General features: G+C 36.7%; 15 protein-coding genes. 9 read left to right on the forward strand and 6 right to left on the reverse strand.

Annotated elements, in window-relative coordinates:
* Positions 1-107: 107 nt before the first annotated feature.
* From NRL14_RS16635 to NRL14_RS16645, 3 genes are all read left to right on the forward strand, one after another.
* A complete protein-coding gene (locus tag NRL14_RS16635; RefSeq protein ID WP_306725164.1) occupies positions 108-1,064 on the forward strand; it encodes a DUF3258 domain-containing protein in 957 nt (318 codons plus the stop codon).
* A 364-nt stretch (positions 1,065-1,428) separates the two neighbouring features.
* Complete coding sequence (locus NRL14_RS16640) at positions 1,429-2,460, forward strand: nucleoid-associated protein (RefSeq protein WP_306725165.1); 1,032 nt, start codon at positions 1,429-1,431, stop codon at positions 2,458-2,460.
* Positions 2,453-3,814, forward strand: a complete 1,362-nt coding sequence (locus NRL14_RS16645) for a hypothetical protein (protein WP_306725166.1) — start codon at positions 2,453-2,455, stop codon at positions 3,812-3,814. Before NRL14_RS16640 ends, NRL14_RS16645 begins: the two co-directional genes overlap by 8 nt.
* 217 nt (positions 3,815-4,031) lie before the next feature.
* Here the strand turns inward: NRL14_RS16645 and NRL14_RS16650 are convergent, their stop codons facing one another.
* The 3 genes from NRL14_RS16650 to NRL14_RS16660 form a co-directional block, all read right to left on the reverse strand.
* On the reverse strand, positions 4,032-4,550 hold the full coding sequence (locus NRL14_RS16650) for a hypothetical protein (protein ID WP_306725167.1): 519 nt from the start codon (positions 4,548-4,550) through the stop codon (positions 4,032-4,034).
* Between the two features lie 510 nt (positions 4,551-5,060).
* Complete coding sequence (locus NRL14_RS16655; RefSeq protein WP_007378921.1) at positions 5,061-5,252, reverse strand: hypothetical protein; 192 nt, start codon at positions 5,250-5,252, stop codon at positions 5,061-5,063.
* 57 nt (positions 5,253-5,309) lie between these two features.
* Complete coding sequence (locus tag NRL14_RS16660) at positions 5,310-5,483, reverse strand: DUF1328 domain-containing protein (protein WP_002961939.1); 174 nt, start codon at positions 5,481-5,483, stop codon at positions 5,310-5,312.
* A gap of 518 nt (positions 5,484-6,001) precedes the next feature.
* Here NRL14_RS16660 and NRL14_RS16665 point away from each other — a divergent pair.
* From NRL14_RS16665 to NRL14_RS16685, 5 genes are all read left to right on the forward strand, one after another.
* The gene (locus tag NRL14_RS16665; protein WP_007583814.1) at positions 6,002-6,244 is read left to right on the forward strand and encodes an OadG family protein; all 243 of its coding nucleotides are present in this window, start codon (positions 6,002-6,004) and stop codon (positions 6,242-6,244) included.
* 11 nt (positions 6,245-6,255) lie between these two features.
* The gene (gene oadA / locus NRL14_RS16670; protein ID WP_306725168.1) at positions 6,256-8,037 is read left to right on the forward strand and encodes a sodium-extruding oxaloacetate decarboxylase subunit alpha; all 1,782 of its coding nucleotides are present in this window, start codon (positions 6,256-6,258) and stop codon (positions 8,035-8,037) included.
* Between the two features lie 13 nt (positions 8,038-8,050).
* Positions 8,051-9,181 carry a sodium ion-translocating decarboxylase subunit beta gene (locus tag NRL14_RS16675; protein ID WP_007378925.1) on the forward strand — a complete coding sequence of 377 codons (1,131 nt, stop codon included), beginning with the start codon at positions 8,051-8,053 and terminating at the stop codon, positions 9,179-9,181.
* A gap of 139 nt (positions 9,182-9,320) precedes the next feature.
* The gene (locus tag NRL14_RS16680) at positions 9,321-10,292 is read left to right on the forward strand and encodes an aldo/keto reductase family oxidoreductase (RefSeq protein WP_007378926.1); all 972 of its coding nucleotides are present in this window, start codon (positions 9,321-9,323) and stop codon (positions 10,290-10,292) included.
* Between the two features lie 13 nt (positions 10,293-10,305).
* Positions 10,306-10,482: a hypothetical protein gene (locus NRL14_RS16685; RefSeq protein ID WP_007378927.1), complete on the forward strand. Its 177-nt coding sequence runs from the start codon at positions 10,306-10,308 to the stop codon at positions 10,480-10,482.
* 74 nt (positions 10,483-10,556) lie between these two features.
* Here NRL14_RS16685 and NRL14_RS16690 read toward each other — a convergent pair whose 3' ends face one another.
* Positions 10,557-11,870, reverse strand: a complete 1,314-nt coding sequence (locus NRL14_RS16690) for a peptidoglycan DD-metalloendopeptidase family protein (RefSeq protein ID WP_096793703.1) — start codon at positions 11,868-11,870, stop codon at positions 10,557-10,559.
* A gap of 323 nt (positions 11,871-12,193) precedes the next feature.
* On the opposite strand from NRL14_RS16690, the gene tyrS reads away from it, so the two are divergent.
* Complete coding sequence (gene tyrS / locus NRL14_RS16695; RefSeq protein ID WP_007378401.1) at positions 12,194-13,393, forward strand: tyrosine--tRNA ligase; 1,200 nt, start codon at positions 12,194-12,196, stop codon at positions 13,391-13,393.
* Between the two features lie 63 nt (positions 13,394-13,456).
* On the opposite strand, the gene NRL14_RS16700 is transcribed toward tyrS, so the two are convergent.
* On the reverse strand, positions 13,457-14,401 hold the full coding sequence (locus NRL14_RS16700) for a cobalamin biosynthesis protein (RefSeq protein WP_306725169.1): 945 nt from the start codon (positions 14,399-14,401) through the stop codon (positions 13,457-13,459).
* Positions 14,402-15,109, reverse strand: a complete 708-nt coding sequence (mtnN, locus tag NRL14_RS16705; protein WP_008133796.1) for a 5'-methylthioadenosine/S-adenosylhomocysteine nucleosidase — start codon at positions 15,107-15,109, stop codon at positions 14,402-14,404.
* Positions 15,110-15,217 lie beyond the last annotated feature (108 nt).

Below are 15,217 nucleotides of genomic sequence, written 5' to 3' on the forward strand. Positions count from 1 at the left end.
AGAACACTTGGTTTTTGAATAAAAAGATCAAGAAAACACAGCTGCCTGCTTGACCGGAATTTTCTAATGGGTGACCCTGGCGATCTCAAGGCCCATTATTTTCAGAAGTGTATGCCGAGTTTTTAGATTTTAAAGTAAAGGCAGGTTTAAGCGATCGGCTTGTAAAAGAATATGCTCGCCACTACGAAGCATGGTTTTTACTGAGTGAAGACAAACCTGTTGAAAGTTATAAAGCGAGTGATATAGGTCGCTTTATTGACCGTTGTTATCAGCTACCTAAAAAGAATCGCGCACCATACAGTAAAATGAGCCTACAAGAGTGCCTAGACTTTGATGTGCCAGAAGATGACTTAGTTACACCTAAAACAGTTCAAGGCTATTACAAGTGGTTACAGGGGGTATTCGCGTATGCTAAAAGAGATACTGTTGAATATATTCAGCATTCACCATGTACTATAAAGCGAGACTTTAAACAGCGTATACGTGGTGTTTTTAATAGCGAAGAACTTAAAAAGTTTGAAGCCTTTGCAATACAAACAAAATATGCATGGCAAAAGTGGTCACTATTATTAGCCATGTATACAGGCGCAAGACGAACAGAGATATACCAGTTAAGAAAACCAGATATTCGTATTGAAGATGGTATTAACTACATATTAGTAACTGATGAGCATGAATCCCAACACCTTAAAACGAATAACGCTAAACGCAAAATTCCTATCCATAAACGCTTAATCGAACTTGGTTTTTTAGAATACGTAGAGCAAACGCAAGAACGTATTTTATATGAAATAACCTCGGCTGAGAGTATCACTAGTTGGTTTGGTCGTTTAGTTATAGAGCTTGAAATACCTAGTGTGAATGAATTAGATGAGCTACGCAGCTATCACAGCTTTAGGCATACGTTCATAAGTAACATAAGAAATAACCAGTCGTTTGATCTTTCACTGATTCAGCAAATAGTTGGTCATGAACTTTCAAAAGGTGGGATAACAGATAAATATACGCATGGTGGAGCTAGCTTGAAGAGGCTGCATGAAGTAGTCTTTGCCTTTAATGTTTAAGCTTACTGTTTATATAAATAGAGCCATAGCGACTTATATCGTATACAGCAGCTACTTATGCCTATAGGTTTTAACTTTCAGCTAGAACTGTGATGCAATAATTGAAATGTATGTAGTTGCATTTAGTATTAAGCGATTATTAAGTTAAGCAAACTTTTAGCCGTAAACCTTAGCTGCAAAACTAGGTAGGTTAAATAGTTAATTAACTATTTTGATAAAAACTTAGATTAAAGGTCATTTAAAAGCTAGCCATTACTCTTATCATTATGAAAGTAAGACAGAAGGGACATTGCATTTCTATTACTGAAAAGTAATAATCTTCATGGAAAAAATAATAAAATTCTTAATTAAGTAAGGGATATACATGGTTGAAGCAGCAGAAAGTACTATTGAGTTTTATCAAATTTTTGAAATATCGTCCGATTCAAATTCAGTGCGAAAGATAGATTTAGACGATGCAGATGCAAATGATGTATTAGTTTTTGTTAAAAAGCTTGCCAATGACGCTAGATATGGAGCGTCTCAACGACAAGCTACTTTTCTTGACAACTCTGCTGTAAAAAATAATCTAATTAATTCCTTAATTGACAAAAAAGATAAAAGTAGTATTTCAAAAATAGCTGAACACCTTTTATCTTGTGAAGTTGAATATAACTCGAAGCATGGCAATTTTAACGAGATTAGGAAAGGTTCATTATTAGTTTCTAACTTTGAGAATAAAGGGGAAAACTATATTTTAATAGCCAAAATTGATGTAGAGAACTTTTTTGAAACAGAGCACTTAAAGCTATTAAAAGGTTTACCTCTAGATAAAGGTGTTTATAAAACCTGTTTGGTTAATGTAAATGTTAACGAACTTGGCCAAGAAATTTATTTATCAGATACGAATTCAACAATATCCAAATTTTGGTGGAATACGTTTTTAGAATGTGAGTTTATTCGAGACTCACAGTTAAATACCGACCTAGCCTTTAGCCAGTTAAGCTCTACCCTAAGTCAGGTTAACAAAGTGTCCCCTGTTGATCATGCTTATCTAAAAGGGAACCTCACATCTTATTTTACTACGGCAACTCACTTTAACCCTGACGAAATGATTGAGCGTGTGGTCGGAAATTATGAGCCAGAAAGTAAGGAAGTTAACACTGACAAAATTAAAGATGATTTAAAAAAAACTTGTAGTAAAGGGAAGTTTGATACTTCATTTGAGATAGACATAACACCGATCAAATCGAAATTAAAACGTACTATTAAAATTGATGATGATATTGAACTAAAAATAAAAAGCGGTGATGTGTCAAAAATCTATCACTTTGAACATCAAAAAAATAACTTTATCGCTATAAAAGCTAAATCGGGATACGGAAACTTTAAAAAGCTGGATGTGTCAGATGATTGAATTAGAGGAAACTTTAGCCGACTTAAATTTAGATATAAGTTTTAAGAAAAACTTTAATAGAGACAACATTATTCGAGAATCAGAGCCATATATAAGGTTCGTTTCTCAAATGTCAGCTACTAAAATATCTTTATATGAGAATAATGAATGGAATCAATATTTAGAATTAAATGTCGGGGTGGCTTTAGATTATATAACTGAAAATTTATTGAGTCTATCAAAAGAAGACACTGAGTTTAGTTTAAGAGTTGAAATTGATAAGCCGAGTTCAGGTTCATTATACTTCTATTCTTACGATAACTTTAAAGGTGCTCTAAGTTGCAATTTAAAAAAGGCTTTAAGTGAAGTTGACAAAATAACTAGCTCTTATGATTGTGTATCCCTGTTTGCTAATAATAAAAAAATATCATTTGAATCTTCCGTAAAAAGTAACTACAACTCTGAAAATATTTTTCATAGGTATAATTTCGATATCAAGCATCGAATTACACCTGAACATTTGTTTATTTGGGGGAGAGCACTTAACTCAATTACACCAGACAATATATTTAATGTGTTAACAACCTATATGTCTCTTGTGATTTTTAGTAATAAAGTCAAGAAAGAAGGTGAGTTGTATCACTTCTTTTTTAATGGTGCTAACTCTATTGCCCTAAAAGTTAATTTCGATAATGATACGGGAACTATCTTAAGAGAGGTTCACGATTTATTTCACTGGGTTTTTGAAGACACTGGGGCTGTTGCTAAAATATCTATAATCCGCAACATATTTACGACTAATGGCTTTACTGAATTAGGAAATGCTTTTTCACAAGAAACTATATACGCAATAGAGTCCAACCACCAGTTGTATCAAGAAGACAATGTAAAACAATATTTTGAGATAAAAAATAAGGTTGTAGATTTTATATTTGGCCTTAGTAATAAAATGTCTGAATCATACGACTCTTACTACAATTCAAATAAAGTTAACTTAGTAGCCATACTATCTTATATAGTGACTTTGGTTGCTATCAGAGGAATGTCTAGGAGTAATTTTGATTCAGCGATAGACCTTTTTTGTTATATTTCGTTAGCATTTTTTATCGTGGCACTAGTATATACAAACTTAGTAGAGAGCGAATTAAACAAAAAAGTTATTTTTCATCAAAAGCAAAAAGATGAGCTTTATAGCCGATATAAAAATATGCTCTGTGAAGTAGAACTTAATCAATTATTTGATAGTCCCAGCTATGATGACGCTAAATGTAAAAGTGAAGAGGCTAAATTTCACTTAGTTGTGTACTTAATTTTAGCTATTTTTATTGTTATAGACTTAATAATTATTGGTGTCAGGCTTTCGCTACCTAGTTAAATTAATAATTGCCATGCATGCTTACTTAAAATTGACTTGCTAATTAGTTTGAATATTTATCAAAGTCAGGAGAATAGCTCTTCCCTGTTAATTCCTTTGAGGCCCAACTAACGTTAATACATATTAACGTTAGTTGGCAAAGGCTTAATATTTCAAGGATACTTTTTATAGTCGTGAGTGAGGGCATTCCGAATTATAAAGCTGCGTTTAGAGGCTGCTATGCAAAAATGCTAAGTAAGTCACTATTGAAAGTAATCCCAGTTAAATTATTTTCTTTCACAAGAGTTTTAAATGCGGCATTACAGTAAATTGATTTACCACCTTGTATGCTCGACTTAAAAATTAGATTTAGATCGGACTTAAAGGCCAGAGATTTTAGACCATCTTCAAATCCATCTAGATAAGCTTTTTCCGTCAAATCTTTATCTTCTTCTTCTTCTTCAAAAATTAGTGGGTTGAATAAAAATAATTCTTTCTCACAATTCAATGGAACAAATTCCCCGCAGCCTTGTAAATGATTACCTATGGCCGTGTAAGCTTTTTTATTTAACACCAAGTAACTCGAAAATAAGTTTATATCATAGTCTTGTTGCTCAGCTTCTTTCTCAACTTTACAGTTAAACCCATTTTCTACAACGTCTAATATTTTAGCTTTCCCTCTTGGGAAATCATCCATAGCTATTTTCACTGCCTCGTTAAAACTGCTCTCTTTTTCTTTAGCAATTTGCTTTGCCATAGAAACAGTCGTGAGGTCGATTATGTCGTATGTTTTTGATGGCTTATGTATTTTGAAAATTACTAGATCCCTTTCCATAACTCATCCTTTTTTTCAAATATTCTAGCAGGTAACATGCCTGTTCTAATAAGCATTTTTGTATTTCTAAGCTTATTTAAGAACACTGTCTTATCTGTAGCCATACTCTCACCTAACATTGCGCCAATCCATGTTTCATAGTTATATCTATGGATTTTACGATGCGGCGGTGCGTTAGTAGTTGATCAATCAATTATTTTGAGGTAAGAAAACCGTGTTGGTAACAAGGTAAAAATTTCGTTATTTAGTTGTTCTATATCAGAGATTTTTAACGAAGTTGGTGTCTGATTTAATCCTTCAAATTGATTAAGTATTATTACGGATTGGTATCAGTGCGGTTTGACTCATTAGCTAAAATGGGGGAAGTTGTTCGATACTTATAAACAGGCAAAAAAACGGCTCTTGAGAGCCGCTTTTTTAGTAAAAGAAGAATTAACAATTAGTTTCTTCAGCGTTTACGCCTTCTTTAACATTTTCACATGCATCTTCTACTTTGTTTTGCACGTCAGTTACTGCTTCGTCAATACGTTCACCTGCGTCTTCTGCATGATTGTCTTCACAACCCATGATGAAAAAACTTGCGAATAGACCGATTAGTGCTGCTTTTACAGTTGTTGAATTCATAATGTAATTCCTTGTAATGTTAATTAAGTATAAGTGTTTGTTAGTCCTATGGGTTATCTACCTGGGTGATTTACCACGTAGTGCACCTGAAACTAATGAAATCACTAAAAGTACTAAAAAGATAAAAAATATAATTTTTGCTATACCAGCTGCGGCACCTGCGATGCCACCAAAACCTAACACTGCAGCGATTAAAGCAATAACTAAAAATGTGATTGTCCAGCGTAACATTGTTTTCTCCTTGGTTTATAAATTTTGCTCACAATAACTAATGCCAGTTACATGCCAAAGTGTATTGTTGTTTAATATCATGCACTTATGTTTTTTGTGTGTTTTGGGTAATTAGTTGATTAGTAACTTTTACGCTTTGCTATGTAAGTTATTCACACCGTTACACATTGCTGGTAAATATTCACTAAATACATTTGTTTTGGTAAGACCAATTAACAATTTATCCTTTGTTTTTGTGTTTCCTATGATTTTTCATGTTTTTTTTATTTAACCGGATAGTTAATTAACAACTTATATATAACTATTAGCTATAGTCATTATTTCCTGTAACTATTGTAGGCTGCGTGATTGCAAGGTTCTGGTATGTAAATTAGTTGAGTTTTATGTTGATTATAGTTTAATTGGTTTTACCAATTTACAAGGAGTAGACAAAATAATTAGTTTTGTTATTATCCAGTGAATAAATATTTAATTAAATCGATTTTTTATTTTCGATATGGGTTTCAAGGGGGAGAAAAATGGATATAGGTGCTCTACTCACAACGGCTGGTAGCTTAATGCTTACTGGTATGGTTGGGGTGTTTGTATTTCTGTCGATATTAATTGGTGCAGTAACGCTTATGTCTAATTTGGTGACGCGCTATAGCGAACCAGAAGCATCACCAGCTAAATCACCGTCTTTTAAATCTCAAGGTGTGCCTAATGAGCACATCGCTGCTATTAGTGCTGCCATTGCTCAGTACAAATCAAATAATAAATAAGGGGCACACACATGGCTAAATTAAAATTAACAGAATTGGTATTACGCGATGCGCACCAATCATTGCTCGCAACACGTATGCGTTTAGACGATATGCTACCGATTGCTAGCAAGTTAGATGATGCAGGTTATTGGTCTATTGAATCGTGGGGCGGTGCTACATTTGATTCGTGTATTCGTTATTTAGGCGAAGATCCGTGGGAGCGTATTCGTGCGCTTAAAAAAGCGATGCCTAATACTAAACAGCAAATGCTATTACGCGGTCAAAACCTATTAGGCTACCGCCATTACGCTGATGACGTAGTTGAAAAATTTGTAGAACGCGCACATAAAAATGGCGTTGACGTATTTCGTATATTTGATGCAATGAATGATGTACGTAACCTAGAAACAGCGATTAAAGCGGCTATAAAAGTAGGCGCGCACGCTCAAGGTACTATTTCGTACACAGTTAGCCCAGTTCATACACTTGATATGTGGCTGACTCTTGCTAAGCAATTAGAAGATTTAGGCTGTCATTCAATTTGTATTAAAGATATGGCGGGCTTATTAAAGCCTTACGATGCTGAAAAACTAATTAAAGCACTTAAAGAAACCGTATCGGTTCCTATTGCTATGCAGTGCCACGCTACAACAGGTTTAAGTACTGCTACTTACCAAAAAGCGATTGATGCAGGCATTGATATGCTCGATACCGCTATTTCATCAATGAGTATGACATATGGACATTCTGCAACTGAAACTATCGTATCGATAGTTGAAGGGACTGAGCGTGATACTGAGCTTGATTTAAACCACCTAGAAGAAATTGCTGCTTACTTTAGAGATGTGCGTAAAAAATATGCGGCATTTGAAGGTAGCTTAAAAGGGGTTGATGGGCGTATTTTACTAGCTCAAGTACCTGGTGGCATGCTTACAAACATGGAAAACCAACTTAAAGAGCAAGGCGCAGCCGATAAGCTTAATGAGGTTTTACTTGAGATCCCACGTGTACGTGAAGATCTTGGTTTTTTACCTTTAGTAACACCAACGTCGCAAATTGTAGGCACTCAAGCGGTACTTAATGTGCTAACAGGCGAGCGTTATAAAACAATTACTAAAGAAACTGCTGGCGTATTAAAAGGTGAATATGGCTTAACACCAGCACCAATGAATAAAGAGCTACAAGAGCGTGTGCTTGATGGAGCAGAAGTTATTACTTGTCGCCCTGCAGATAACATTGCACCTGAGCTTGCAACGCTTGAAGCTGAGTTATTAAAAGAAGCGCAAGAGCAAGGCTTAACACTGGCTGATGATCAAATTGATGACGTATTAACTTATGCGTTATTTCCGCAAGTTGGTTTGAAGTTTATTAAAAATCGCAATAACCCAGATGCATTTGAACCAGTCCCTTCTATTGAAGATAAAAGCAGTAAAGCACCTTCTAAATCAGTTTCAAATAGTAACAAAGTGAAGGCTGAGCAATACAGCGTAAAAGTAGATGGTAAAGTTTATGACGTAGTAGTAGCGCAAGGTGGTGAACTTAAAGAAGTAACATTAAAAGACTCTGAGCATATGCCTCAGTCTGCTTCGGTTGCATCAGGTGAAACACTTAACGCGCCTCTAGCCGGTAATATTTTTAAGATTAAGGTAAAAGCTGGGCAAGTTGTTAACGAAGGTGATGTAGTGATTATTATGGAAGCCATGAAAATGGAAACTGAAATACGCGCTACGCATACCGGAACAATTGCTGAAGTGTTAGTTAGTGAAGGCGATGCTGTAACTACCGGCGACGCTATGATTGCATTAGCTTAGGAGTAAATAGAGGATGGACGGTATTTTAAACCTCTGGAATGCGACAGGCATTGCTAACTTTACAATCCCATCGTTAATAATGATTGCGGTAGGGTGTTTATTACTGTTTTTAGCGATAGCTAAAGGCTTTGAACCACTATTATTACTACCTATTGGTTTTGGTGCAATTTTAACAAATGTACCAGTGGCAGGTTTGTCAGACCCAGGTGGGCTTTTGTACTACGTTTATTATGTGGGTATTGATACGGGGATTTTTCCGCTGTTGATATTTATGGGAGTGGGGGCGCTGACTGACTTTAGCGCGCTTATTGCAAACCCACGTATGTTGTTATTAGGTGCGGCTGCACAGTTTGGTATTTTTGCTACATTGTTTGGCGCTATATTACTTAACTATGTACCAGGTTTTGAGTTTACCTTACAAGATGCCTCAGCTATTGCCATTATAGGTGGTGCCGATGGGCCAACGGCAATATTTTTAGCATCAAAACTGGCACCTGATTTACTAGGCGCAATAGCGGTAGCTGCATATTCATACATGGCACTTGTGCCAATTATTCAGCCACCAATTATGCGTGCGTTAACGACACCAGAAGAGCGCCAAATTAAGATGCCTGAATTACGTAAGGTATCTAAAAAGGAAAAGATTATTTTCCCCCTTATGGTACTTAGTTTAACGGCAATGTTTTTACCGGCTGCTATACCGCTTGTAGGTATGTTTTGTTTAGGTAACTTAATGCGGGAGTCGGGTGTTGTTGATAGATTAAGTAACAGTGCTCAAAACGAAATCATCAATGTTACAACTATATTTTTAGGCTTAGCTGTAGGTTCAAAGCTTGCTGCAGATAAGTTTTTAACTGTTGAGACGATTGGTATTTTAGTGCTTGGCGCACTGGCTTTTGCAATTGGTACTGCATCTGGCGTATTTATGGCAAAAGGACTTAATCGAATATCTAAAACGCCTATAAATCCATTAATTGGGGCGGCAGGTGTATCGGCTGTGCCAATGGCGGCACGAGTAGTTAATAAAGTGGGCCTTGAAAGTAACCCTCATAACTTTTTACTTATGCATGCAATGGGACCAAACGTAGCAGGTGTACTTGGTAGTGCCGTTGCTGCGGGTATTTTATTAGCACTTGTTGGCTAATAATTAAAGTGGTAGTTAATAAATGATTTAGCGCAGTTTACTGCGCTTTTTTTTGCTTTTATTTCTCGTCGTTAATAGTTTCTTGTTTCTGTATTTTTGTTTAAAGTGGATGTTCTTCGCAATTTTAAGGATAGTCATAATGCTCCACACACCTTTAGCAAAATATTTACCTAATGTTAGTAAGCTTGTATTTGGATGTATGGGTCTGGGCGGCGGTTGGAATAAAGACGCAATCACTGACGCACATGTTAAGCAAGCTCATGAATGTATAGATAACGCCATTGAAAGTGGTATTAACTTTTTTGACCATGCTGATATTTATACCTTTGGTAAGGCCGAGCAAGTATTTGGTAAAGCGCTAAGTGAGCGAGCAGAGCTTAGAGAACATATATATATTCAATCTAAGTGTGGGATTCGATTTGAAGATGACTTAGGGCCGAAGCGTTATGATTTTTCAGCTAAATGGATTGAGCAATCAGTCGAAGCGTCCTTAAAGCGATTAAACACAGAGTACTTAGATGTACTTATGTTGCACCGCCCTGATCCACTCATGGAAGTTGATGAAATTGCACGTGTATTTAGTTGTTTAAAAGAAAGTGGCAAAGTACGCAATTTTGCAGTATCTAATATGCAGCAGCACCAAATGAACTTTTTACAACATGCGCTCGACATGCCAATTGTTGCCAATCAAATAGAAGCGAGCCTGCAAAAACATCAGTTTGTTGATGAAGGCATATATGCCGGTAACAGTGACGGTAAAGATCTTAATTTTACACCAGGCAGTATTGAGTACTGTCGCCATTTTGAAATCCAAATTCAAAGCTGGGGTAGTTTATGCCAAGGTTTGTACACTGGTAGTGATTTATCAAATGCATCGCAGGCCGATATAAACACCAGTATTTTAGTTAATAAGCTGGCAGCACTTTATGGTACTTCTGCTGAGGCAATTGTACTTGCATGGTTGCTTCGCCATCCCGCATCGATCCAACCAATTATTGGGACGACTAACGCTAAGCGAATTAAAGCCTCTTGTGATGCTGTAAATGTAGAGCTAACTCGTGATCATTGGTATGCACTTTATGTGAGCGCTAAAGGGCATGAGCTACCATAAGTAGGGCACTGATATGAATATATTCGTTATTTTAATTGGTTTGTTTGTAGCACTTGCTGTGCTTATTCCGTTACTTGAAAAGTATCAAACTAAAATAGGGCTCAACGGCGCAACCAAATACAGTAAATATATTTGGCCATTAGTGATGGTGTCTTTAGTTATTCAGCTCATATATGTACTAATGTACTAATGGTTTATAGCGTATACAAAAAAGCCTTTGCAGGTTAACCCCGCAAAGGCTTTTTTAATGTTTATTAATAAACTTTATTTAAGTGCTAACTGTAGCTCGCGATTGCGCTCAAGCTGGGCAATAAAGTTATCAGCAATAGGTTTAAACTTGGCAAGTTCTGAGCGAGGTAATGGCTCTGACTTAGGAAGTTTTACAGTTTTAGGGTTACGGTGAACGCCATTTACTAAAAATTCATAGTGTAAATGTGCACCAGTAACACGACCTGTAGAACCTACAGTACCAATTTGTTGGCCCTGTTTAACTTTTTGGCCCGTTTTAACTAGCTTCTTATTTAGGTGTAAGTACTTAGTTACATATTGCGTACCATGGCTAATAAATACGTAGTTACCGTTGTACTTGCTGTAACCCGCTTTAATTACTTTACCGTTACCAGATGCAACAACTGGTGTACCGGTGCGTGCTGCAAAGTCGATACCACGGTGCGCTCTAACTTGGCCAGTAACAGGGTGTAAGCGGCGAGGATTAAAGCTCGAACTAATATACTTAAAGCTTACAGGTGCACGTAAAAATGCTTTTTTCATGCTACGCCCTTCAGGCGTATAAAAATTGCCGTCAGTATGGCGAATAGCTGCAAAGCGCTGACCTTGGTTTACAAATTCAGCTGCAATAATCTTACCGGTACCAATAAACTCGCCATCAACATAGTGAGACTCGTAAATTAAGCCAAATACATCGCCTTTACGAATGTCGTTTGCAAAATCAACATCCCAACCAAATATGTCAGCAAAGTTCATTATTTGGCGTTCGCTTAAACCAGCTGCAATTGCTGAAGTCCAAAAGTTGTTAGATATTTCGCCGCCAGCGGTTTTGGTTAGCGTTTCAATTTCTTTGCTATCAATAGCTGTATCGTAGTTACCTTCTTCATTTAAGGTAACAAATAAAGTATCTGTTTTTGAAATTACATAGCGCAGTTGAGCTAAGGAGCCATCTTCAGCTGTCGCAAAACTAAGTATTTCACCTGGGTGAATTTTAGTCAGTTTGCGAGTCTCTGCATTAGTGTTAATTAGTTTATGAAGCGTTTGAGCCGAAAAACCAGCACGCTTAAAGATAATTGCTAAATTGTCGCCATTTTTAACTTTATGATCGACAAAGTCGTATTCTGGTAACTTTTCTGCTGCTTGCTCTGAATTTAACTCAGTTAATTTTTCGTTGTTATCAACTTTAACTTGTAACTCATAGCGCTTACCAATCTCTAGTGCATTTACACTATTATCTTTAGATGCAGTTGCTTTTTCAGAAGGAAGAAAGAGCAAGCCGGCAATAGCAGAAACCAAACCTAGAATAAGCAATTTGTGTTTTTTGGGGAGGGTGTTAACCACGTGAACCATAACGTGCCTTTTTCTGCTGTCAAGATAATAAATACATAATATTGCAGGATATACCTAATAATGTGCGAATACTAGTGTTTTGTAGATTTAAACTAACGCTGAATTGCGCTAGAATCGAGGTTTGAAGACCTTTTTTAACTGCTTCGTTAACTCAGACTATACGTATTATGTTTAGTTGCATTAATCACTTAAAAAGTTATTTTAATTAGGTAAAATTTGTTATGTTAGTTACATATATAATCTTGGTTTAAACCTGTATTAAATCGAGATAACGCAACTAGCTAGTCGCCTCTTTCGTTGGCAGAATTTTGGAGTAATACACAGTGGATTTACAAACCGCTCTTGCAGAGATAAAACGCGGTGCAGAAGAAATATTAATTGAAGACGAATTAGTTGAAAAACTAAAGACGGGTAAAAAGCTAAAAATAAAAGCGGGTTTTGATCCAACAGCACCCGATTTGCATTTAGGGCACACTGTACTAATTAATAAAATGAAAACCTTTCAAGATCTTGGTCATGAGGTTATTTTCTTAATTGGTGATTTTACAGGCATGATTGGTGACCCAACAGGCAAAAATGTAACGCGTAAACCACTTACTCGTGAAGATGTACTGGCCAATGCTGAAACGTATAAAGAGCAAGTATTTAAAATACTTGATCCAGCAAAAACAACAGTTGCGTTTAACTCTACTTGGATGGAAAAGTTAGGCGCTGCAGGTATGATAAAACTTGCTGCTAATCAAACCGTTGCGCGTATGCTTGAGCGTGATGATTTTAAAAAACGTTACGGTAGCGGTCAGCCAATTGCGATTCATGAATTTTTATATCCACTTGTACAAGGTTGGGATTCGGTTGCACTAGAGTCTGACGTTGAACTGGGTGGTACTGATCAGCGCTTTAACTTGTTAATGGGCCGTGAGCTACAAAAAGTAGAGGGTCAAAAGCCGCAAACAGTATTAATGATGCCATTACTTGAAGGCACTGACGGCGTTCAAAAAATGTCTAAGTCGCTTGGTAACTACATTGGTATTACTGATGCGCCAAACGATATGTTTGGTAAAATAATGTCAATTAGTGATGTGCTAATGTGGCGTTATTACGATTTATTAAGCGCGCTTTCTATTGAGGAAATTGCAGCTCAAAAAGAACGTGTTGAGCAAGGTACTAACCCGCGCGATATTAAAATTGAGCTCGCAAAAGAGTTAATAGCGCGTTTTCATAGTGAAGAAGATGCACAAGCTGCTCATAATGATTTTATTCAACGCTTTCAGAAAAAAGCGCTGCCAGATGAAATCCCTGAGCTGACAGTAACAATTGCCGAAGATGCTATTTTAATTGCTAACTTGCTTAAAGAAGCAAACTTAGTCGTAAGTACATCAGAAGCAATGCGTATGATTAAGCAAGGTGCAGTTAAACTTAACGGTGAAGATAAAATCACCGATACCAAACTTGAAATAGCAAAAGGCACAACGGCTATTTACCAAGTAGGTAAACGTAAGTTTGCAAACATCACTGTAGCTTAAACACAGTTTAAAAACGTAAAAACCAGCCTCGGCTGGTTTTTTTGTGCTCGTATTTTGAGCTCTTTAAATCACTTTTAATATTTCTATGCTGACTATCACTAACAACCAAAATACACGTGCCTGATTCAGTCTATTAATTATTACGGGTACATCATTGGGTGTGGGTAATCTATCAGTACCAATACGCATTTTATTAAAGCGAGTTCCAAAATAAACAGCTGGTCCGCCTAGTTGTACCCCAATAGATGCAGAGCATGTACTGAGTAGCCAGCCCGTATTTGTTTGATAAAAGTGCCGGCCATAATGCTTTATATAATGCATGCCTTGTTTGCTTGCTCTACTCGCTGCAATAGTTAAAGCGAGTAAGCGCATAGGAATAAACTCAATGATAAACAAACTTACTTTAAGTGGCTTTAAAAACGGGCTGTTAGGAGAGATATCTCCACGCCATGCTTGCAGTATTAAGGTAAGTAGTCGATAAGCAAGGGCGGCAATGGGGCCAAAAGCTAAAAATATAAATATAACTACGAAATAGTATCGAGCAGTGCGCAGTATTAAACTCTCTATTAATGCTTTGATAATACCAGCAGATGAAAGTCTGCTTACATCACGGACAAGCAGTGGTTTTAGTAATTCGCGTGCTGTCGATTTTTGATTTTGTTTAGTTAGTTTTGCAATACGCAGCGCTTTTTTATCAATACTTTTACTTTCGAGGCATAAATATAAAATAAGGCCTGCGAGTAATTCAGGGTAAAAAGCGAATTCAAGCAATAGCACCACAATAATGAGAATGACACTTAAAATAAGCGTGCTTGCGAGTGTTGCAGCTAAATATTGGTAACTTTTAGGTTCTTTGCTTTTATATACACGCTTACCAATAGCACTAAAAACAGCATTTAACGCTGTATTGGGGTGATACCAACTAACAAGAGGAATAAAGCGCTCAGCAAAGAGCGCTATAATAAAGGCAATAAAGTCCAAATGGTTCTGAACAATATTGCTAAGCATTTACAGAGATACTGCCGTTAGCTTTTCTAAAAGTGCGACGACCATTTTAGATGAATTGATTGATGCTGTTTCTAGGTATTCTTCAAATGACTGCGGTGATTCTTTTCCTGCAATATCAGACATCGAACGAATAACCACAAATGGTGTATTAAGCGTAAAACATGTTTGTGCAATTGAAGCTCCTTCCATTTCAACGGCAAGCATTGTAGGAAAATCGCTGCGTGCTTTATCAATGCGTACAGGGTCACACATAAATGTGTCGCCAGTACAAATTAAGCCCACTAATGTTTTAACATCACTAATTTTTGCGATTGTTTGCTCTGCTGCTTCAACCAATTTAGGGTGAGCTGCAAAGCCTGCTGGCATTTGTGGTACTTGGCCAATCTCATAACCAAAAGCAGTGACGTCTACATCATGGTGACGTACTTCTGACGAAATGACTACGTCGCCAACACTTAGCGATGGATCGAATCCACCGGCTGAGCCTGTGTTAATTACACAGTCAGGTTTAAAGTTATCGATAAGTAAGGTGGTTGCAATAGTTGATGCCACTTTACCAATACCAGATTGAACAAGTGTTACTGTGTTGCCAGCTAGTTCGCCAGTGTAAAAAGTGAAACCTGCTTTAGTTAAAATTTGTGGATTTTGCATAGCTTCGCGTAAAATTTTAACTTCTGGCTCCATTGCGCCAATAATACCAACATTCATAATGTTTAATTCCTGAGTTTGAATGACTTGATTATACGTGAAGTTAGCCATAAAAAACAAAAAAGCGAGCAGTTTTCACGGCTCGCTTAAAATACTTTTAGAAACGTG

This window comes from Pseudoalteromonas sp. 20-92 (assembly GCF_030847595.1).
Taxonomy (GTDB): domain Bacteria; phylum Pseudomonadota; class Gammaproteobacteria; order Enterobacterales; family Alteromonadaceae; genus Pseudoalteromonas; species Pseudoalteromonas fuliginea.

Excerpts from the sequence above, each read along its gene's own strand:
- NRL14_RS16640 (WP_306725165.1), top strand. The coding sequence starts at position 1,429 with ATGGTTGAAGCAGCAGAAAGTACTATTGAGTTTTATCAAATTTTTGAA.
- NRL14_RS16645 (WP_306725166.1), top strand. The coding sequence starts at position 2,453 with ATGATTGAATTAGAGGAAACTTTAGCCGACTTAAATTTAGATATAAGT.
- NRL14_RS16650 (WP_306725167.1), bottom strand. The coding sequence starts at position 4,550 with ATGGCAAAGCAAATTGCTAAAGAAAAAGAGAGCAGTTTTAACGAGGCA.
- NRL14_RS16655 (WP_007378921.1), bottom strand. The coding sequence starts at position 5,252 with ATGAATTCAACAACTGTAAAAGCAGCACTAATCGGTCTATTCGCAAGT.
- NRL14_RS16660 (WP_002961939.1), bottom strand. The coding sequence starts at position 5,483 with ATGTTACGCTGGACAATCACATTTTTAGTTATTGCTTTAATCGCTGCA.
- NRL14_RS16665 (WP_007583814.1), top strand. The coding sequence starts at position 6,002 with ATGGATATAGGTGCTCTACTCACAACGGCTGGTAGCTTAATGCTTACT.
- oadA (WP_306725168.1), top strand. The coding sequence starts at position 6,256 with ATGGCTAAATTAAAATTAACAGAATTGGTATTACGCGATGCGCACCAA.
- NRL14_RS16675 (WP_007378925.1), top strand. The coding sequence starts at position 8,051 with ATGGACGGTATTTTAAACCTCTGGAATGCGACAGGCATTGCTAACTTT.
- NRL14_RS16680 (WP_007378926.1), top strand. The coding sequence starts at position 9,321 with ATGCTCCACACACCTTTAGCAAAATATTTACCTAATGTTAGTAAGCTT.
- NRL14_RS16685 (WP_007378927.1), top strand. The coding sequence starts at position 10,306 with ATGAATATATTCGTTATTTTAATTGGTTTGTTTGTAGCACTTGCTGTG.
- NRL14_RS16690 (WP_096793703.1), bottom strand. The coding sequence starts at position 11,870 with ATGGTTCACGTGGTTAACACCCTCCCCAAAAAACACAAATTGCTTATT.
- NRL14_RS16700 (WP_306725169.1), bottom strand. The coding sequence starts at position 14,401 with ATGCTTAGCAATATTGTTCAGAACCATTTGGACTTTATTGCCTTTATT.
- mtnN (WP_008133796.1), bottom strand. The coding sequence starts at position 15,109 with ATGAATGTTGGTATTATTGGCGCAATGGAGCCAGAAGTTAAAATTTTA.